Source organism: Streptomyces sp. NPDC051105 (assembly GCF_040682795.1).
Classification (GTDB): Bacteria; Actinomycetota; Actinomycetes; order Streptomycetales; family Streptomycetaceae; genus Streptomyces.
Genome location: NZ_JBFBBR010000005.1, coordinates 350,196 through 369,188, shown reverse-complemented (window position 1 = coordinate 369,188; position 18,993 = coordinate 350,196). Strand labels below are relative to the sequence as shown.

At 71.4% G+C, this 18,993-nt stretch carries 14 protein-coding genes; 8 read left to right on the top strand and 6 right to left on the bottom strand.

Annotation, left to right across the window (positions count from 1 at the left end):
* Nucleotides 1-6: 6 nt before the first annotated feature.
* Nucleotides 7-2,859 (top strand): DEAD/DEAH box helicase, encoded by a 2,853-nt coding sequence (locus AB0N16_RS15320; protein ID WP_365796782.1) that lies wholly within the window; start codon nt 7-9, stop codon nt 2,857-2,859.
* A 68-nt stretch (nt 2,860-2,927) separates the two neighbouring features.
* On the opposite strand, the gene atzF is transcribed toward AB0N16_RS15320, so the two are convergent.
* The 4 genes from atzF to AB0N16_RS15300 are packed head-to-tail and all read right to left on the bottom strand — an operon-like array spanning nt 2,928 to nt 9,541.
* A complete protein-coding gene (gene atzF / locus AB0N16_RS15315; RefSeq protein WP_365796780.1) occupies nt 2,928-4,589 on the bottom strand; it encodes an allophanate hydrolase in 1,662 nt (553 codons plus the stop codon).
* Between the two features lie 19 nt (nt 4,590-4,608).
* Nucleotides 4,609-8,121, bottom strand: a complete 3,513-nt coding sequence (locus AB0N16_RS15310; RefSeq protein WP_365796778.1) for a 5-oxoprolinase/urea amidolyase family protein — start codon at nt 8,119-8,121, stop codon at nt 4,609-4,611.
* A complete protein-coding gene (locus AB0N16_RS15305) occupies nt 8,118-8,720 on the bottom strand; it encodes an urea amidolyase associated protein UAAP2 (RefSeq protein WP_365796776.1) in 603 nt (200 codons plus the stop codon). Before AB0N16_RS15305 ends, AB0N16_RS15310 begins: the two co-directional genes overlap by 4 nt.
* The gene (locus tag AB0N16_RS15300; protein WP_365796774.1) at nt 8,717-9,541 is read right to left on the bottom strand and encodes an urea amidolyase associated protein UAAP1; all 825 of its coding nucleotides are present in this window, start codon (nt 9,539-9,541) and stop codon (nt 8,717-8,719) included. Before AB0N16_RS15300 ends, AB0N16_RS15305 begins: the two co-directional genes overlap by 4 nt.
* 185 nt (nt 9,542-9,726) lie before the next feature.
* Between AB0N16_RS15300 and AB0N16_RS15295 the strand changes: the two genes are divergently transcribed.
* From AB0N16_RS15295 to AB0N16_RS15270, 6 genes are all read left to right on the top strand, one after another.
* The gene (locus AB0N16_RS15295; protein WP_365796772.1) at nt 9,727-10,353 is read left to right on the top strand and encodes a helix-turn-helix domain-containing protein; all 627 of its coding nucleotides are present in this window, start codon (nt 9,727-9,729) and stop codon (nt 10,351-10,353) included.
* Nucleotides 10,354-10,710: 357 nt separating this feature from the next.
* Entirely contained in the window at nt 10,711-12,333 is a 1,623-nt protein-coding gene (locus tag AB0N16_RS15290; protein WP_365796770.1) for an ATP-binding protein, read from the top strand.
* A complete protein-coding gene (locus tag AB0N16_RS15285; RefSeq protein ID WP_351700336.1) occupies nt 12,330-12,737 on the top strand; it encodes a roadblock/LC7 domain-containing protein in 408 nt (135 codons plus the stop codon). Before AB0N16_RS15290 ends, AB0N16_RS15285 begins: the two co-directional genes overlap by 4 nt.
* Entirely contained in the window at nt 12,734-13,159 is a 426-nt protein-coding gene (locus AB0N16_RS15280; protein ID WP_365796768.1) for a DUF742 domain-containing protein, read from the top strand. Before AB0N16_RS15285 ends, AB0N16_RS15280 begins: the two co-directional genes overlap by 4 nt.
* Complete coding sequence (locus AB0N16_RS15275; RefSeq protein ID WP_365796766.1) at nt 13,140-13,760, top strand: ATP/GTP-binding protein; 621 nt, start codon at nt 13,140-13,142, stop codon at nt 13,758-13,760. The genes AB0N16_RS15280 and AB0N16_RS15275 overlap by 20 nt, the downstream gene beginning before the upstream one ends.
* A 22-nt stretch (nt 13,761-13,782) precedes the next feature.
* Complete coding sequence (locus AB0N16_RS15270; RefSeq protein ID WP_365796764.1) at nt 13,783-15,285, top strand: cytochrome P450; 1,503 nt, start codon at nt 13,783-13,785, stop codon at nt 15,283-15,285.
* 173 nt (nt 15,286-15,458) lie between these two features.
* Here AB0N16_RS15270 and AB0N16_RS15265 read toward each other — a convergent pair whose 3' ends face one another.
* A complete protein-coding gene (locus tag AB0N16_RS15265) occupies nt 15,459-16,415 on the bottom strand; it encodes an RluA family pseudouridine synthase (RefSeq protein ID WP_365796763.1) in 957 nt (318 codons plus the stop codon).
* A gap of 121 nt (nt 16,416-16,536) precedes the next feature.
* Nucleotides 16,537-18,066 (bottom strand): amino acid permease, encoded by a 1,530-nt coding sequence (locus tag AB0N16_RS15260; RefSeq protein WP_365796761.1) that lies wholly within the window; start codon nt 18,064-18,066, stop codon nt 16,537-16,539.
* 232 nt (nt 18,067-18,298) lie between these two features.
* Here AB0N16_RS15260 and AB0N16_RS15255 point away from each other — a divergent pair, with 232 nt between their 5' ends.
* Entirely contained in the window at nt 18,299-18,949 is a 651-nt protein-coding gene (locus tag AB0N16_RS15255; RefSeq protein ID WP_365796759.1) for a PadR family transcriptional regulator, read from the top strand.
* Nucleotides 18,950-18,993: the final 44 nt, after the last annotated feature.

Sequence of the window (18,993 nt, the reverse complement as noted above, 5' to 3'; positions counted from 1 at the left end):
CGGATAATGATCGTCCTGTTGTCAGTGGGGACCGGTACGCTCGAAAGCACGATGACAGAGGACCTCTCACCGGCCGAGCGGTATGCGGCGGCCCGCAGGCGGGCCGCCGAGCAGGCCACCGCGCTCGCGTCTTTCCGCGAGATGTACGAATTCGGCCTCGACCCCTTCCAGATCGAGGCCTGCCAGGCGCTCGAAGCCGGGAAGGGCGTACTGGTGGCCGCCCCCACCGGCTCGGGCAAGACGATCGTCGGCGAGTTCGCCGTCCACCTCGCCCTGGAGCAGGGCAAGAAGTGCTTCTACACGACACCCATCAAGGCACTGTCGAACCAGAAGTACGCCGACCTGTGCCGCCGCTACGGCGCGGACAAGGTCGGCCTGCTCACCGGCGACAACAGCGTCAACTCCGACGCCCCCGTGGTCGTGATGACCACAGAGGTGCTGCGGAACATGCTGTACGCGGGCTCCCAGACCCTGCTCGGCCTCGGCTATGTGGTCATGGACGAGGTGCACTACCTCTCCGACCGCTTCCGCGGTGCCGTCTGGGAAGAGGTGATCATCCACCTGCCGGAGTCCGTGACCCTGGTGTCCTTGTCGGCGACCGTGTCCAACGCCGAGGAGTTCGGCGACTGGCTGGACACCGTGCGCGGCGACACCGAGGTCATCGTCTCCGAACACCGTCCCGTCCCGCTGTTCCAGCACGTGCTGGCCGGGCGCCGGATGTACGACCTGTTCGAGGAGGGCGAGGGCCAGAAGAAGGCCGTCAACCCCGATCTCACCCGGCTGGCCCGGATGGAGGCGAGCAGACCGTCCTACCAGGACCGCAGGCGCGGGCGGGCCATGCGCGAGGCCGACCGGGAGCGGGAGCGCCGGCAGCGGTCCCGGGTGTGGACACCGGGACGCCCCGAGGTCATCGAACGCCTCGACTCCGAGGGCCTGCTGCCCGCCATCACCTTCATCTTCAGCCGCGCCGCCTGCGAAGCCGCCGTCCAGCAGTGCCTGCACGCCGGCCTCCGGCTCAACGACGAGGAAGCACGCGAACAGGTGCGCGCCCTCGTCGAGGAGCGCACCGCGTCGATCCCGCACGAGGACCTGCACGTCCTCGGCTACTACGAATGGCTGGAGGGCCTGGAGCGCGGTATCGCCGCCCACCACGCCGGCATGCTCCCGACCTTCAAGGAAGTCGTCGAGGAACTCTTCGTACGCGGCCTGGTGAAGGCCGTGTTCGCCACCGAGACCCTGGCGCTCGGCATCAACATGCCCGCACGCTCGGTGGTGTTGGAGAAGCTCGTCAAGTGGAACGGCGAGCAGCACGCCGACATCACCCCCGGCGAGTACACCCAGCTGACCGGCCGGGCGGGCCGGCGCGGCATCGACATCGAGGGTCATGCCGTGGTGCTGTGGCAGCGGGGGTTCAGCCCCGACCACCTCGCGGGGCTCGCCGGCACCCGCACCTATCCGCTGCGCTCCAGCTTCAAGCCGTCGTACAACATGGCGGTCAACCTGGTCGAGCAGTTCGGCCGGCACCGGTCGCGGGAACTTCTCGAGACCTCGTTCGCGCAGTTCCAGGCCGACAAGTCGGTCGTCGGGATCTCCCGTCAGGTGCAGCGCAACGAGGAGGGACTCGAAGGCTACAAGGAGTCCATGACCTGCCACCTCGGCGACTTCGAGGAGTACGCGCGACTGCGGCGCGAGCTGAAGGACCGGGAGACCGAACTCGTCCGGCAGGGCGCCGCCGAGCGGCGCGCCGAAGCGGCGGTGGCGCTGGAGAAGCTCAAGCCGGGCGATGTCATCCACGTGCCGACGGGGAAGTACGCGGGGCTCGCACTGGTCCTTGACCCCGGGCTGCCCGCCGGGCGGTCCAACGGCCATCGTGGCTTCGAGCAGCACGACGGGCCGCGACCGCTGGTGCTGACCGCCGAACGGCAGGTCAAGCGGCTCGCGTCGATGGACTTCCCGGTGCCTGTCGAGGCGCTGGAGCGGATGCGGATCCCCAAGTCCTTCAACCCCCGTTCTCCGCAGTCCCGTCGCGACCTCGCGTCCGCGCTGCGCACCAAGGCCGGGCACATTCCGCCGGAGCGGGCCCGCAAGAAGCGGTCGCAGGCCGCCGACGACCGCGAGATCGCACGGCTGCGGACCGCGCTCCGGGCGCACCCCTGCCATGGCTGCAACGACCGGGAGGACCACGCCCGTTGGGCCGAGCGGTACCACCGGCTGATGCGGGACACCTCGCAGCTGGAGCGGCGGATCGAGGGCCGGACCAACACCATCGCCCGCACCTTCGACCGGATCGTGGCACTGCTCACCGAGCTGGACTACCTGCGCGGCGACGAGGTCACCGAACACGGGAAGCGGCTGGCCCGGCTGTACGGCGAACTCGACCTGCTCGCCAGCGAATGCCTGCGAGCCGGGGTCTGGGAAGGGCTCGGCCCCGCCGAACTGGCCGCGTGTGTCTCGGCGCTGGTCTACGAGGCGCGGGTCGGAGACGACGCGATGGCCCCGAAGCTGCCCTCCGGGAAGGCCAAGGCCGCGCTCGGTGAGATGGTGCGGATCTGGGGGCGGCTGGACGCGCTGGAGGAGGAGTTCCGGATCACCCAGACCGAGGGCGTCGGGCAGCGGGAACCCGACCTCGGCTTCGCCTGGGCCGCGTACATGTGGGCGTCGGGGACGGGGCTGGACGAGGTGCTGCGGGAGGCGGAGATGCCGGCCGGGGACTTCGTGCGGTGGTGCAAGCAGGTGATCGACGTGCTCGGACAGATCGCGGCGGCTTCTCCTGCGGAGGGCTCGACCGTGGGGAAGAATGCCCGGAAGGCGGTTGATCTGGTGCTGCGGGGGGTTGTGGCCTACTCGTCGGTGGGGTGACCCGTCGGGGGCACGGGTGCGGGTGCGTTGTGGCTGATCGCGCCGTTCCCCGCACCCCTTCAGGTGAGTCACGCTTCCCGGCGCTCCACGTACTTCCGCCAGCTGCCGTACGCCGTGATGTCCTCGGCGTTCGCCAGTGCGCTCGGTTCGCAGAGGAAGCCGGGGACCCGGCTGCCGTCCGTCAACTCCACGCTGCCCAGGGCCATCGGGCGGGGGAGTGCCGACAACAGGCGGCCCAAGCCCTCGGCCGGAAGGCTCCACACCTCCGTCTCGATCGCCGTGCCGTCCTCGTCCACCCGCACCAGGCCCGGCTTCGGTGGGGTCGTCCGGAGCGCGTGGAGGCGGTACGTCGGTGCCGTCGTCGTCGTGCGGTCCAGTACCGCTCCCAGCGCCAGGAGCTGCGGATTCAGGGGCTGGCCGGCCAGGTGCGCGCCCACCACCGCGAGGCTCACCCTCGGCTCCAGGGCGCGGGCGATGGTGGCCAGGCGATCGTCCGTGAAGGCGGGGCCGATCAGCATCACGCCGAACGGCAGGCCGTTCACCTCTCCCGCCGGTACCGCCACCGCCGCCAGGTCGAAGAGGTTCGTGGAGTTGGTGAAGCGGCCCAGGCGGGCGTTGGCGCCCAGTGGGTCGGCCGCGACGTCGGCCAGGGTGGGGTGGCCGGGAGCCGTGGGGAGCAGCAGGGCGTCCGCGTCGGACAGCTCGGCCAGGGCACGGGCACGCAGGGCGGACAGGCGGTCCTGGTCGGTGAAGAGCCGGTGCGCCGGGATGTCGCGGGCCCGGGTGATGATGCCGCTCACCGTGGGGTCGAGGCCTGCGCCGCCGGAAGCGAGCAGCTTGTCGATGAAGGGGCCCACCGCCGTGTAGCGCTCCGCCACGAACGCGCCCTCGTAGAGCATCGCCGCCGCCTCGGTGAAGGGGGCCAGGTCGAGCGGGCGGATCGAGGCGCCCGAAGCGGCCAGACGCGCGACCGCTTCCTCGTAGGCCTCCGCCCAGCCCTCGTCCAGTTCGCCGAGCTGGGAAAGCGGCGGGACGGCGATCCGCCAGGGGCCCGGGGCCCGCTGAGGGAGGGGCCGGAGCGGGCGGTCCGGCGGGGCCGCCAGGTACGACAGTGCCTGCTCGGCCTCCGGGAGCGTGCGCGCGAACACCGTCACACAGTCGATCGAAGCGCAGGCCGGGACCACCCCGGTGGTGGGTACCAGGCCCCGGGTGGGCTTCAGGCCGACGATGCCGTTGAAGGCCGCCGGGATCCGGCCCGAGCCCGCCGTGTCCGTACCGAGGGCGAAGTCGACGATCCCGAGGGCCACCGCCACCGCCGAACCCGAGCTGGAGCCGCCGCTGATCCGGGCCGGGTCGATCGCGTTGCGGACCGCGCCGTACGGGGAGCGGGTGCCGACCAGGCCCGTCGCGAACTGGTCCAGGTTGGTCGTGCCGAGGACCAGCGCGCCCGCCGCGCGCAGGCGGGCCACCACCGGGGCGTCGGACTCCGGCTCGTAGGCGTACGCCGGGCAGCCCGCCGTCGTGGGCAGTCCCTGTACGTCGATGTTGCCCTTGGCCGCGAACAGGCGCCCGGCGAGGGGGAGGTGCTCGCCCGCCGCGACCCGCGCGTCGATCGCCCGGGCCTCCGCCTCGGCCTCCTCCCACGGGCGCAGGTCGATCCAGATCTCGGGGCGGTCGACCGCTTCGTTGCGCGCGTAGGCGGCACGGACACGGGAGACGGTGCTGGACATGGTCGGTTGCTCCTGTCGGTCAGTTCGCGGTCGGCGCCAGGACCAGCAGTGCCGTCCCCGCCTCCACCTGGTCGCCGGGCCTCGCCAGGATCTCCGTCACCACGCCGGCCATCGGCGCGTGCACCCTGGACTCCATCTTCATCGCCTCCAGGGCGAGGAGGGCTTGGCCGCTGGTCACCTCGTCGCCGGGGGCCACGTTCAGCTGCCATACGGAGGCGGCGAATTCGGCCTCTATCAGGCGGCCGCCCGGCGGGACGGACACCTCGGCCGGTGCGGTGGACGCGGGTGCCGTCGCCGCCTGCGCCCTCGCGAACTCGCCGGCCGCCTCCCAGGCGTCGCGCTCCGCGGCGAAAGCGTGTTGCTGGCGCCCCCTGAAGTCCCCGATGGCATCGGCGTGTTCGGAGAGGAACTCCTGGTACGACGTCAGGGAGAACGTCCCCTCCTCGATGCGCGGCACGAACCTGCCGGAGGTGATGTCGGCCCGCAGGTCGAGGAGTTCGTCCGCGGACACCGGATACCACCTGATCCGGTCGAAGAACCGCAGCAGCCACGGCGAGCCCGGCCGGAACGCCCCGCGCTGCTGCCAGCCCGACCACACCTGGGTCGTACGGCCCACGAACTGGTAGCCGCCCGGGCCCTCCATGCCGTAGACGCACAGGTAGGCGCCGCCGATGCCGACGGAGTTCTCGGCGGTCCAGGTGCGGGCCGGGTTGTACTTCGTGGTGACCAGGCGGTGGCGTGGGTCCAGCGGGGTGGCGACCGGGGCGCCCAGATACACGTCGCCCAGGCCCAGGACCAGGTACTCGGCGTCGAAGACGGTGCGATAGACGTCCTCGACCGAGTCCAGGCCGTTGATCCGGCGGATGAACTCGATGTTCCACGGGCACCAGGGGGCGTCGTCGCGGACGCCCGCCATGTAGCGGGCGATCGCCTCGCGGGTCGCCGGGTCGTCCCAGGAGAGGGGGAGGTGGACGGTGCGGGACGGCACCACCAGTTCGTCCGTGGGCGGCAGCCCCGGGACGATCTCCCGTACCGCGGACAGGAGTTCGGCCTGGGTGAGCAGACCGGGGTCGGTCTGGATCTGGAGCGAGCGGATCCCCGGGGTGAGGTCCGTGACCCCGTGCAGGTCCGCCGCCGTCACCGCCTCCATCAGCGCGTGGACGCGCATCCGCAGGGCCAGGTCCAGTTGCATCGGGCCGAACTCGACCAGCAGGTTGTCGTCGCCGCTGCGCCGGTAGGTCACGTCTCCGTCGCGGGCCAGGACACCGCCGTCGACGATCTCCGGGCGGGGCGCGCCCGTCACGTCGACCGGGGCGAAGCGGACCGTGTCGCCGGGGCGGAGCTGGCCCAGCTTCCAGCGCTCACCGCTCAGGACGGTCGCCGGGCACACGAACCCGCCGAGGGAGGGGCCGTCGGGGCCGAGCAGGACCGGCATGTCGCCGGTGTAGTCGACGGCGCCGACCGAGTACGGGGTGTCGTGGATGTTGGACGGGTGCAGGCCCGCTTCGCCGCCGTCGGCGCGGGCCCAGCGCGGCTTGGGGCCGACCAGCCGGACCCCGGTGCGCGCCGAGTTGAAGTGCACCTTCCACTCGGCCGCGTAGAAGTCCCGGATGTCGTCCTCGGTGAAGAACTCCGGGGCGGCATGGGGGCCTTCGACGGCCCCGATGTGCCAGACGGCGATGAAGGGCGGGCGCTCGGCGACGGGGACGCCGTCCGTCACGGCGCCGCCGTGCAGGACGTCACCCGTGCGCAGCGCCCGGCCGCCGTGACCGCCGAACCGGCCCAGCGTGAAGGTGCTCGCGCTGCCGAGGAAGGCGGGCACGTCCAGGCCGCCGCCGGCGAAGAGGACGTAGGTGCGCAGGCCGTGTGTGGAGGGGGCGCCGATCTCCAGCAGTCCGCCCGCCGGTACCGTCACCGGCTCCCACTGCGCGACCGGGGCGCCGTCGACCGTCACCGGCGCCGGGGCGCCGGTCACGCAGACGGTGGTGGGGTGGGTGAAGCGCAGGGACGGGCCCTGGAGGGTGCATTCGAGGCCGGGAGCGCCCTCCGGGTTGCCCAGCGCGCGGTTGCCGAGCCGGAAGGAGCGGTCGTCCATCGGTCCGCACGGAGGCACCCCCACCTGCCAGTAGCCGGTGCGGCCCGGCCAGTCCTGGACCGTGGTGAGCGTGCCGGCGGCGACGACCTCGATCCGGGGGGTCGGGTCGGTGACCGTGGCGAGGGTAGCCGTCGAGTGGGCGGCGGCCCGGAAGGCGGGTTCGGTGAGCGCGGCGCGCACCAGGCCCAGGTTGGTCTCGATGCCGTCGGCACGGGTGCGGGCCAGCGCCTCGTCGAGGGCGCGCAGCGCCCGGTCGCGGTCGGGGCCGTGGGCGATCACTTTCGCGAGCATCGGGTCGTACGACGTCGTCACCTCGGTGCCGGTCTCCACCCAGCCGTCGACGCGTACCCCCTCCGGGAACTCCACCCGGGTCAGCAGGCCGGCGCTGGGCCGGTGGTCGCGGGAGGGGTCCTCGGCGTAGACGCGGGCCTCGACGGCGTGGCCGCGCGGTTCGCCCGGATCCCGGACGACGTCGGACTCGCCCCTGGCCAGGCGCAGCATCCAGGCGACCAGGTCGACGCCGTAGATCTCCTCGGTGACCGGATGTTCCACCTGGAGCCGGGTGTTGACCTCCAGGAAGTAGGCCTCCTCGCGGGCCGCGTCGTACACGAACTCGACCGTGCCCGCGGAGCGGTAGCCCACCGCAGCGCACAGGTCGCGTGCGGAGGAGGCGAGTTGTGCGCGCACGTGCGGCGGCAGGCCGGGGGCCGGGGCCTCCTCGACCACCTTCTGGTTGCGGCGCTGGAGGGAGCAGTCCCGGTCGCCGAGGGTGACGACCCGGCCCGTGCCGTCGCCGAAGACCTGGACCTCGACATGGCGGGCGTGCTCGACCAGGCGTTCCTGGAAGACCCCGGCGGAGGAGAAGGAGGCGGCGGCCACGCGCTGGACGCGGTCCCAGGCGTCGGTCAGTTCGGCGGCGGATCGACATGCCGACATACCGATGCCGCCACCGCCGCCAGTGGCCTTGAGCATCACGGGATAGCCGATGGCGGACGCCGCACGGAGCGCCTCGGGCAGGTCGGCGAGGAGCCCGGTGCCCGGTGCGAGGGGCACTCCGGCCGCCTCGGCCGCCGCCCGTGCCGTGTGCTTGGCGCCGAACAGCTCCAGCTGCTCGGGCGTCGGCCCCACGAAGACGATCCCGGCCTCCTCGCAGCGGCGTGCGAAGGCGGCGTCCTCGGACAGGAAGCCGTACCCGGGGTGGATGGCCCCCGCGCCGGTGTCCTTGGCGGCCTTCAGGACCAGGTCGGCGTCGAGGTACGACTCCTTCGCCGGGGCCGGGCCGAGCCGTACCGCCTCGTCGGCGAGGCGGACATGGGGTGCCGAGCGGTCGGGGTCGGAGTAGACGGCGACCGTGCGCAGGCCCAGTTCGCGGGCGGTGCGGATGACACGGACGGCTATCTCGCCCCGGTTGGCGATCAGCAGGGTGTCGAAGCTCATCCGGCGGCCCCGATCGTCATCTCCACCGCTGTCGGTTCGAAGCCGTTGCACGGGTTGTTGATCTGCGGGCAGTTGGAGACCAGGACGAGGACGTCCCGTTCGGCCCGCAGGGTCAGTTTCAGGCCCGGGGCGGAGAGGCCGTCGACGATGCCGAGGGTGCCGTCCTGCTCGACCGGCACGTTCATGTACCAGTTGATGTTGGAGACCAGGTCGCGCTTGCCGAGGCCGTGCTTCGCGCCCTCCGCCAAAAAGTTGTCCACGCAGGCGTGCTGCGACCAGGTGTGGTGGCCGTAGCGCAGGGTGTTGGACTCCTTGGAGCAGGCGCCGCCGACCGTGTCGTGCCGGCCGACCTCGTCGGCGACCACGGTCATCAGCGGCGTGTGTTCGTTGGAGAGCAGCACGCTGCCGGTGGTGAGGAAGAGGGAGCCCTGGGCGTGGACGGTGTCGGGGGCGCTGTAGCGGACCGCCGTGTCGTGGGCGTCGTAGACGAGGAAGTCGACGGCCTGGTTGCCGTGCAGGTCGGTGATGGTGAGCGTCTCGCCCGCGCGGATCACGGCGGACCAGGCGGCGCGGGCCGGGACGACGGTCCCCGTGGTCATGCGAGCCCCCTCGCGGTGAGGAATTCGGCGGTGTTCAGGAAGGCGCGGCGGCCCTCGGGGGTGGCGTCCCAGAGCGGGTCGCCGGGCGGGGTCGGGGCGGCGCGCCAGGCCAGGACCTCCAGCGGGGTGCTGACGTAGTCGGGGCGGGGGTCGGCCGGGTGCGGGACGTTCGCGATCAGTACGGTCAGGTCCTGCTCGGCGCGGAGCGTGACGCTGCCGCCGGGACCGGCCGAGCCGGTGAAGTCCAGCGTGCCGTCGTCGCGCACCTCCACGCCCTGGAAGAACGACAGGGACGGCGGCAGGTCGCGCGGTTCCAGGCCGTTCTTCGCCGCCGCCAGCTTGAACAGCTCGCGGCCGGCGGGGGAGGGCGACTGCGGGGTGCCGTCGCCGTAGCGGGCGGTGTTGCGGACCAGGGTGGAGGTGCCGCACAGGGCGTCGTGCCGGCCGGCGGTGTCGGCGACGACCGAGGCGAGGACCCGGCCCTGGTCGGAGAGGAGCAGCACCCCCTCGCCGAGGTAGGCGTTCCACTGGACCTTGACCGTGTCGGCGACGTTGAGCCGTTCCCAGGGGCGGTCGGCGACATACAGCAGGAGGTGCGCGCAGGCGTCGCCGTGCGGGTCGGTCAGGCGCAGTTCGGTGCCGCGGGCCAGGACGCGGTGCGTGTAGTTGCCGCCCGCGACCGTCTCCGCCCACACCAGGTGGCCCGCCTCGCAGGGCGGGTCAGGCCAGTCGGCGGCCGGTACGACGGGCATGGCCTCGGCGCGGGTGCCCTCCTGCGCGCGGGCATGCGCCCGGGCTCCGTACGTGGTCGCTGTCGCCATCGCTGACCTCCGGTTCCGTGGGCTCGGCGGTGTTTCTGTCGCCCGACAGAAATTAGGGGCGGCCCGGGTCGGAGGCGTTGCCGCCGCGTTCCGGCCCGGTTACCGAGGGCTCACCGGGGGTGCGCGGCCCGGCCGTCGGGCCTGGTGGTGATCGCCGTACGGTGCCATGTGCGAGGATCGAACGCATGGGGACGAGCAGTGGCCGCCGGGTCGGCCGCCCGCGGGCGGCGCAGCGGCCGGACAGCGGCCTGGATCCGCGGGCCGAACTGCTCGTGGCCGCAGCCGAGTTGTTCACCACCCACGGTTACGCGGCCACCACCACCCGGGCCGTCGCCGAGCGGGCGGGGATGCGGCAGGCGTCGATGTACCACTACGTCTCCGGCAAGGAGGAACTCCTCGCCGAGCTGCTTGAGTCCACCGTCACGCCGTCGCTGGACTGCGCGCGTGAGCTGCTCGCCGACGACGTGACCCCGACCGAGGAGCGGCTGCGGGCGCTGTGCCGGGCCGACGTGGAGCTGCTGTGCACCGGTCCGTACAACCTCGGCGCGCTCTACCTGCTGCCCGAGGTGCACACCGAGCGGTTCGCCGGTTTCCATGCCGTGCGGGCCGAACTCAAGGACGCCTACCGGCAGTTGATCGCCGCGACGGCCGCAGGCGGGGGGCTCGCCAAGGGGGAGCTGGAGCTGCGGACCGACCTCGTCTTCGGGCTGATCGAGGGCGTCATCCTGATCCACCGCTCCGAACCGGAACGCCCCGTCGACGAGTTCGCTCGCGCCACGGCCGACGCCGCACTGCGGATCGCGGGGGTCTGAACCGGGCGGCCGCGCCGCGGATCGGGGCGTCCGCACCCTGCGGAGGTTTCGGCTCGGAGGGCTGTTTCACCCGTCACGGTGAGTCACCTTCGTACGTCTGTACGTCGTAACGCAACGTGTGCGAACACATGCCGTGCGTACAAAACGACTGAGAGTACTCCAGTCGTTTGGGCGTTTTCAGGTGCTTGCCGAATATGACACGGCGTTGATCCGGTCGGACTAAGCTCGCCCGCGGCGCACCGAGTTGAGGTGAATTCGTGCGCCTGTTCCCAATCATACGGAAGATCCTGACTGCTCCATGAACCTTCCCCCCACGAACTCCCCCGACACCCAGCCGATTCGTCTCAGAAGGCATACATGGTGAGTGTGCAATCGCCTCCCAATGGCCGTGAACTTTCCCTGGCGCGGGTGCTGTTGCTGCCCGCCATACTGATGGCCGCGACGACCGCCGCAGCTGTCCTCCTGGTGGCGGAGCCCGCCCGGACCGCCGTCGGCGTGTGCGGGGCCGTCGGCATGCTGCTGGTGCTCGTGACGGCGGCGGAAGCGCTGCGCCGCGGCCGCAGGCTCCAGGACGCCAAGGCCGAGCACGCCCGTCACAGCGCGTATCTGGAACAGCGCCTCACCACGAGCGACCAGGAGATCGAGCGCCTTGGCAAAGAGGTGTTCCCGACCGCGCTCTACCGGCTGAAGGCCGGCGAGTCCCCCAAAGAGGTGATTCGCCAGGTCTTCGATCTCGACCCCCGGCTGCGCCACGCCCCCGAGTCGCAGCGCCGGCTGATCCGCACCATGCTCGACATCGTCGACGAGGAAGACCTCCAGCGCGACTCCCTGGAGCGCTCGTTCGTCAGCGTCGCCCGTCGCGTGCAGGCCATCGTCCACCAGCAGGCACACGAACTGCGGGAGATGGAGGAGGACCACGGCCGCAACCCCGAGGTCTTCGACGACCTGCTGCGCATCGACCACGGCACCGCGCTGATCGGACGCCTCGCCGACTCGGTCTCCGTCCTCGGCGGCGGCCGCCCCGGCCGTCAGTGGCCCAACCCCGTCGCCCTCTACAGCGTGCTGCGCGGCGCCATGTCCCGGATCCTGGAGTACCGGCGCATCGAGCTGCACTCCATCTGCCAGGTCAACATCAAGGGCACCTCGGTCGAACCGCTCATCCACGCGGCCGCCGAACTCCTCGACAACGCCACCCGCTACTCGCCGCCCTCCACCAAGGTGCACGTCACCGCCGTCGAGGTGCAGTCCGGCGTGTGCATCGAGATCGAGGACGCCGGCGTCAGCCTCAACGAGGAGGCCCGCGGCCGGATCGAGGGCATGCTGGAGAAGGCCAAGCAGGGCAAGGACATCCAGGTCCTCGGCGAGAACCCGCGCCTGGGCCTCTCCGTCGTGGGCCGTCTGTGCACCACGTACGACATGGACGTCTCGCTGCGCGCCTCGGCGTACGGCGGTGTCCGGGCCGTCCTCATCGTGCCCAGCGACATGATGACCACCGACCCGGCCCCCGGCATCGCCCACGGCATCGGCGCCACCGGCATCCCGAAGCCCGAACTCGGCGCCCTCGAAGGCCCCAAGCGGCCCCCCAAGAAGCGCCGGCCCACCAGCCCCCGCATCCCCGCCGGGATCTCCATGGAGGACGACGTCCCCGAGGTCACCGAGTGGACCGCGGGCGGACTGCCGCAGCGGCGCAGCCGGATGAAGACCCCGCTCAGCCAGCGGTTCGCCGAACAGGCCGCCATCGAGCGCGCCGAGCGCGAGGGCACCCCGACCATCTGGTCGCAGCACAAGGAAGCCGAGCCCGAGCAGCCGGAGCCGGAGCGCCGCGAACCCGGCCTCTGGGTCGAGGCCTTCTGGGAGGGGCTCAAGAAGAACAACCCGGGTGTCCACCCCACCGACTTCACCCGGAACCCGACCAAGTACCTGCACCTGATCAACGACCAGGCCGGCCCCGAAGCCGACGACGAGGGGGACCTCAAGTGATCCAGCAGCGAGGCAACTTCGACTGGATGCTCAAGCAACTCGCCGACGGGGTACCGGGCGTCGAGATGATCGTCGTGCTCTCCGCCGACGGACTGCGCATCGCCCGGCACGGCGGTGACCCCGACGCCGCCGACCGGCTCGCCGCCGCGTGCGCCGGAGTGCAGAGCCTGGCCACCGCCGTCGCCCAGGAACTCCCGATCAGCAACGGCGACATGAACCTGGTCCTCATCGAGATCGACAGGGGCTACTTCTACCTCATGTCCGCCGGCGCCAACGCCTACCTCGCGGTGCTCGCCGACGTGACCTGCGAACCCGGCCGGATGAGCGAGATGATGCGCGACCTCGTCGTCCGCATCGGCGCCCATCTCACCAGTCCGCCCCGGCGGAACGGGCAGACCGTATGACTCCTCCGCAACGCAAGCGGCGTCAGCCCAGGCCGGAACACCAGCCGCCACTCCCGCCCACGCCGCCGACCCCCGAGAGCGGCGGCGAGGACGGCGACAACAAGAACCCCGAGCGGCTCTACGTCATCAGCGGTGCCGACGGCGCACGGGCCGAACTCGACCTCGTCACCTTAATCGTGGCGCGCGCCGACCCACCGCCCTCGGTCGCCCCGGAGCAGGCGGCGCTGCTCCGGCTCTGTCTCGCCCCGCTGTCCGTGGCCGAGCTCTCGGCCTACCTCAACCTGCCGTTCAGCGCGATGACGGCACTGATCACCGAGCTGATCACGGCCGAACTGGTGCAGGCGCGAGCGCCGATCGTCCGCCAGGCGCTCCCCGACCGTTCACTTCTCGAAGCGGTGATGCATGGACTTCAAAAGCTCTGAAACGATCCCCGGCCCCCGCACCGAGGATCAGCTGCCGCACACCGCCCAGGCCGCGGTGAAGATCGTGATCGTGGGCGGTTTCGGAGTCGGCAAGACCACCATGGTCGGGTCCGTCAGCGAGATCAGACCGCTGACCACCGAGGAGACCATGACCCAGGCCGGCATCGGGGTCGACGACAATTACGGCTCCGACTCGAAGACCGCCACCACCGTGGCCATGGACTTCGGCCGCATCAGCATCACCGACCAGCTGGTCCTCTACCTCTTCGGCACCCCCGGCCAGGAGCGGTTCTGGTTCCTGTGGAACGGCCTGTTCGAAGGCGCCCTCGGTGCGGTCGTGCTCATCGACACCCGGCGCCTGGAAGTCAGCTTCGACGTGATGGGACGCCTGGAGGAACGCGGGGTGCCGTTCGTCGTCGCCGTCAACTCCTTCCCGGACGCGCCCCGTTACCCCGTCGAGGAACTGCGCACCGCGCTGGACCTGTCCCCCGAGATCCCCATCGTGGAGTGCGACGCCCGCCGCCGGGCCTCCAGCCGGGACGTCCTGATGACCCTGGTGCGCTTCCTGCACTCGCTCGCCATGTCCGGCGCGCTCACCTGACACCCCCACCGGAGCGATCACTGTGACGCCTGAAACCCCCTCCCCGGCCGGCGCCAGCACGGACCCGGCCCCGCCGCCCGGCTGCCCGGCGCACGACCGCGGACCCGGCGGACTGCAACGGCTCTACGGCGCCGACGCCGACCACCTGGGCGAGCTGTACGAGAAACTGCGCGAGGAACACGGCGCGGTGGCCCCCGTCCTGCTCCACGACGACGTACCGATCTGGGCGGTCCTCGGACTCACCGAGAACCTCCAGATGGTCCGCACCCCCGCCGTCTACACCCGCGACAGCCGCATCTGGACCCCGCTGCGGGAGGGCATGGTCAAACCCGACCACCCGCTCATGCCGCACATCGCCTGGCAGCCCATCTGCTCGCACGCCGAGGGTGACGAGCACCTGCGGCTGCGCGCGGCGGTCCAGGGCGCCATGACCACCATCGACCACCGCAGCATCCGCCGCCTCATCGGCCGCTACACCCAGCTGCTGGTCAACGAGTTCTGCGAGAGAGGCCGCGCCGAACTGGTCTCCCAGTACTCCGAGCACCTGCCGATGGCCGTCATGTGCGAGCTGCTCGGCATGCCCGAGGAGTACAACGAGCGGATCGTGGAGGCCACCCGGGACGCGCTCAAGGGCACCGAGACCGCGATCGCCAGCAACGAGTACGTGATGGGCTGCCTGACCCGGCTCACCGCCCGCCGCCGGGCCCGCCCGGAGGACGACTTCACCAGCCACCTCATCACCCACCCCGCCGGACTCAACGACGACGAGGTCGCCCAGCACCTGCGGGTCGTCCTCTACGCCGCCTACGAGACCACCGCCAACCTCCTCGCCAACGCGCTGCGCATGGTCCTCACCGAGCCCGGCTTCCGCGCCCAGCTCAACGGCGGCCAGATGACGGTGCCGGAGGCGATCGAGCAGTCCCTGTGGGACGAACCGCCGTTCAGCACGGTCTTCGCCTACTTCGCCAAGCAGGACACCGAGCTCGGCGGCCAGCGCATCCGCAAGGGCGACGGACTGCTCTACGCGCCCGCCCCGGGCAACGTCGACCCACGCGTCCGCCCCGACCTGAACGCCAACATGCAGGGCAACCGCTCCCACCTCGCCTTCGGCGGCGGCCCGCACGAGTGCCCCGGCCAGGACATCGGCCGTGCCATCGCGGACGTCGGGGTCGACCAGCTGCTGACCCGGCTGTCCGACATCCAGCTCGACTGCGAGGAGGAGGAGCTGCGCTGGCATGCGTCGATCGCGTCCCGGCACCTGGTGGAACTGCCGGTGCGCTTCGACCCGAAGCCCAAGCAGGACGTGACCCTCATGCCGAGCCCCGCGCTGGTCCCGCCGCAGCGCACCGACTGGCAGGTCGGCATCCCCCGCCCGGCAGTACCGGCCCCGGCACCGGCACCCGCACCGGCCCCCGAGCCGCAGCCCCTGCCCGTGGCACCCCCGCCGGCCGCGGCCGTGGCGCCGGAACCTGCCAGGCCCCGGGGCATCTGGCCGAGGCTGCGCCGCTGGTGGCTCGGCCGCTAGTGCGGTGACCGGAAAGGTTTGCCGGGAAGCTCGCGGCGTCCGGTGCGGTGCGTCGCAAGGCGGAGCATCAGCCGCGTACTGAGATGTACTCGGGTGGTGCGAGGGCCGGGGCGACAACGCGGCGAGGTGCCGTGCCGGGCGTCGCGAGCCGGTGAACCTTTCCGGTCGCAGCACTAACCGTCCCGCCGACCGGCCCAGTCCTGGTACGACTCCCAGGCCCGCAGCGTCCGCCCGCTGCGCAGCCGATGCTCCACCCCCGTGACCGGATCGGTGAACTCCAGCCGCCGCGCCAGCAGTTGCAGCGGACGCCGGAAGTCACCGGCCGGCACGGGGCCGGTCACCTCGGGATACAGCGGATCGCCGAGGATCGGCACGCCCAGCCCGCTCATGTGGACGCGCAGTTGATGGGTCTGACCGGTGCGCGGGGTGAGTCGATACCGGCCCAACGCGCCTTTGCGTTCGATGAGTTCGACGAGCGTCTCCGCGTTGGGTGCCCCCTCGACCTCCCGCGCCGCCGGTACCCCGCGCTCCTTCAGGATCCGGCTGCGCACGGTCCGGGGGACGGTGAGCGAGGGGTCGTACGGCGCGATCGCCTCGTACTCCTTGCGCACCTGCCGCGTGCTGAACAGCGTCTGGTAGGCACCCCGTTCCTCGGGCCGTACCGTGAACAGCACGAGCCCGGCGGTGAGGCGGTCCAGCCGGTGCGCGGCCCCCAGCGTGGGAATCCCCAGCTCCCGCCGCAGCCGGGCGAGCGCGGTCTCGGTGACGTGACCGCCGCGGGGGGTGGTGGCGAGGAAGTGCGGCTTGTCGGCGACGACGAGGTGGGCGTCGCGGTGGACGACTTCGAGGGCGAAGGGGACAGGGACCTCGAGGGGCAGATCGCGGTGGAACCAGAGCCAGAGGCCGGGGGTGTAGGGCGTGCGGGCGGCGACGGGGTGTCCGTCGACGCCCACGACGAGCCCTGACGCCAGCATGTCCGCCACGACTCCGGGCGCGGCTCCGGAGAGCCGCGCCACGAGGTAGTCCCCGACGGTGGCCCAGTCCTCGGAGACGGGCAACCGCACCCGAACGGGGTCCACCCCCTGGCGCTGGGGGAGGGGAGAGGGCGGGATGCGGGGCTTACGTCTCATTGCAGTCAGCGTATGCGGAGGTGCGGCGAGAAGGGGCACTCCAGGGCCACCCTGAGTGGGGCGCCCCGAAAGGGACGCGCGGAACTGCGCGACCAGCCAAGAGCGGCCCGCAGTCGAACGACTAGGCCACAGCCTCCGGTACAGCGACCGCCGTTCGGGACTCCGCCCGGGTGAGCCGCCAGACCGCACCCACCGCAACCGTCACCGTCAGGAACAACACGGTGAACCACCGGAAGTACCAGTGCCCCCCACTGGGGTCGTACACCGCACCCCGAGGCCACGCCAGATTCACGCCCATCACCAGTCCGTACAGCAGCGCGACCGCGTTGACCGGTACACCCCACCGTCCCAGCGAGAACAACGGCGCCCCGGTCTCGTCCGTCCCCTCGACACGGAACTCCCCCCGCAGCCGCCGCACCAGCAGCGGCCCGGTGACCATCGCGTACGCCAGATACAGCATCACGATGCACGTCGTCCCGATCGCCAGGAACGCGTCCGGCGACGCGAAGTTGAGCAGCAGCAGCGCACCGGCCAGCACCCCCACCACCACGGCCGGTGCCCCCGGCATGCCCGTACGGGGGTTCACCCGCGCCAGCCGGCCGGCGAACGGCAGTTGCCCGTCACGCGCCATGGAGAACAGCATGCGCGAGGCCGCGGTCTGGATCGCCAGCGTCGCCACCGCGATGGCCACCACCACGTCGGCCAGCAGCACCCGCCCCACGCCGTCGCCGAGACTGCTGGTCAGGACGTAACTCAGCCCGTCCACTCCCAGCCGCCCGTCGGTCAGGCTCGGCGCGGCCAGCAGGCCGGCGAGGACGACCAGCCCGCCCAGCAGCCCCGCCGCCCCCAACGCCGTGAGGATCGTGCGCGGTGCCGTCCGCCGCGGCTGGTGCGTCTCCTCGCTCATCTCGCCCGCGCTGTCGAAGCCGATCATCACGTACGCGGCCGTGAACGAACCGACCAGCAGGGCGCCCAGCAGGCCACCCTCGGCGGCCGTCCCGGTGTGGAACGTGATGCCGGGGGAGCGCTCGGAGTGGGTGAGCAGCAGCACGATGATCAGGACCGCGCCGATGATCTCGGCGGTCACCCCGACCCGGTTGACGACGGACATCACGCGGTTGTCCATGATGTTCACGAGGGTGGTCAGGACCAGCAGGACGACACCCAGGACGGCCGCGTTGGCGGCCCCGTCGGCCGAGGTCGGCGCCGCGTCCGTGCCGATGAGCTGGAAGCCGGACCAGAGCGCGGGCAGCACCATCTGCAGGGCCAGCGCCGCCGCCGCGACCACCACGATCTGCCCGATCACCATGATCCAGCCCGCGAACCAGCCGAACGACGGGTTCGACAGGCGTGAGGACCACTGGTAGATCGCGCCGGAGATCGGATAGCGCCCGGCGAGCTCGGCGAAGCAGGCGGCCACCAGCAACTGGCCGATCAGCACGGCCGGCCAGGCCCAGAAGAAGACCGGGCCGCCGAACGCGTACCCGAAGGCGAAGAACTGGAAGACGGTCGTCAGTACGGAGATGAAGGAGAACCCGGCGGCGAACGAGGCGTACCGGCCGAGGCTGCGGTGCAGCTCCTGGCGGTAGCCGAACTCCTCCAGGGAGTGGTCGTCGGACTCCTTCAGGGAGCGGTCGTCGGTGGTCGTCACGGCGATACCTGCCTGTCGGGCGGATTTCCTGTCGGGCGACAGAAATTAGGGACGCGCTGTTTCGACGGCGTCACACCGGCATGTCCGGGGCGGGCCCAAGTCCTCACGCTCTTGCGGCGCACCGCTAAACGCGATACATCGTGTGCATTGACACTCGCGCTCGACTCGCGATATGTTCTGTCACGGATATTCGGGAGCGAGCAGACGGGCGGAGAGGGTGGGGTGGGTGTCGATGGCGACCAGGCGCCGCAAGCTGGGCAACCCCTTGGCGCTCGCCGTGATGGTGCTGCTCGTCGAGCGGCCGATGCACCCGTACGAGATCGCCCAGACCCTGCGCAGACGCGGCAAGGACACCAGTCTGAAGATCAACTACGGTTCGCTCTACACCGTCGTGCAGAACCTGGAGAAGCACGGCTTCGTCGAGGTCACCGACGTGGAACGGCAGGGCAACCGCCCCGAGCGCACGCTGTACGGCATCACCGATGCCGGACGCGAGGAGGCGGCCGAGTGGCTCTCGGACCTGATCGCCGTGCCCGCGAAGGAGTACCCCATCTTCGAGGCGGCGCTGTCGCTGATGGGGGCGCTCCACCCCGACGAGGTCGCCCGGCTGCTGGAAGAGCGGCTCAATGTCCTCGACGTACAGGCCGCGAGTCTGCGCGGAGGCCTGGACAAGCTGCGCGAGACGCTGCCCCGGCTCTTCGTGATCGAGGCCGAGTACCAGTTGCACATGGTCGAGGCGCAGGCCGAGTGGGTGCGCGGCTTCCTGGGGGAGCTGACGGAGGGCGACTTCCCGGGTGTCGTGGACTGGCGGCACTTCCATGAGACGGGGGAGATCCCCGAGGAGTACCTGAAGCTGGAGGCCGAGTTCGAGCAGAAGCAGTGACGAACAGACCCCGGCAGAGCTGTTGCAGCAGCCCGGCCGGGGTC

Bases quoted from the DNA above. Each gene is read 5' to 3' on its own strand.
- AB0N16_RS15320 (WP_365796782.1), top strand. From the start codon at position 7: ATGATCGTCCTGTTGTCAGTGGGGACCGGTACGCTCGAAAGCACGATG.
- atzF (WP_365796780.1), bottom strand. From the start codon at position 4,589: ATGTCCAGCACCGTCTCCCGTGTCCGTGCCGCCTACGCGCGCAACGAA.
- AB0N16_RS15310 (WP_365796778.1), bottom strand. From the start codon at position 8,121: ATGAGCTTCGACACCCTGCTGATCGCCAACCGGGGCGAGATAGCCGTC.
- AB0N16_RS15305 (WP_365796776.1), bottom strand. From the start codon at position 8,720: ATGACCACGGGGACCGTCGTCCCGGCCCGCGCCGCCTGGTCCGCCGTG.
- AB0N16_RS15300 (WP_365796774.1), bottom strand. From the start codon at position 9,541: ATGGCGACAGCGACCACGTACGGAGCCCGGGCGCATGCCCGCGCGCAG.
- AB0N16_RS15295 (WP_365796772.1), top strand. From the start codon at position 9,727: ATGGGGACGAGCAGTGGCCGCCGGGTCGGCCGCCCGCGGGCGGCGCAG.
- AB0N16_RS15290 (WP_365796770.1), top strand. From the start codon at position 10,711: ATGGTGAGTGTGCAATCGCCTCCCAATGGCCGTGAACTTTCCCTGGCG.
- AB0N16_RS15280 (WP_365796768.1), top strand. From the start codon at position 12,734: ATGACTCCTCCGCAACGCAAGCGGCGTCAGCCCAGGCCGGAACACCAG.
- AB0N16_RS15275 (WP_365796766.1), top strand. From the start codon at position 13,140: ATGGACTTCAAAAGCTCTGAAACGATCCCCGGCCCCCGCACCGAGGAT.
- AB0N16_RS15265 (WP_365796763.1), bottom strand. From the start codon at position 16,415: ATGAGACGTAAGCCCCGCATCCCGCCCTCTCCCCTCCCCCAGCGCCAG.
- AB0N16_RS15255 (WP_365796759.1), top strand. From the start codon at position 18,299: ATGGCGACCAGGCGCCGCAAGCTGGGCAACCCCTTGGCGCTCGCCGTG.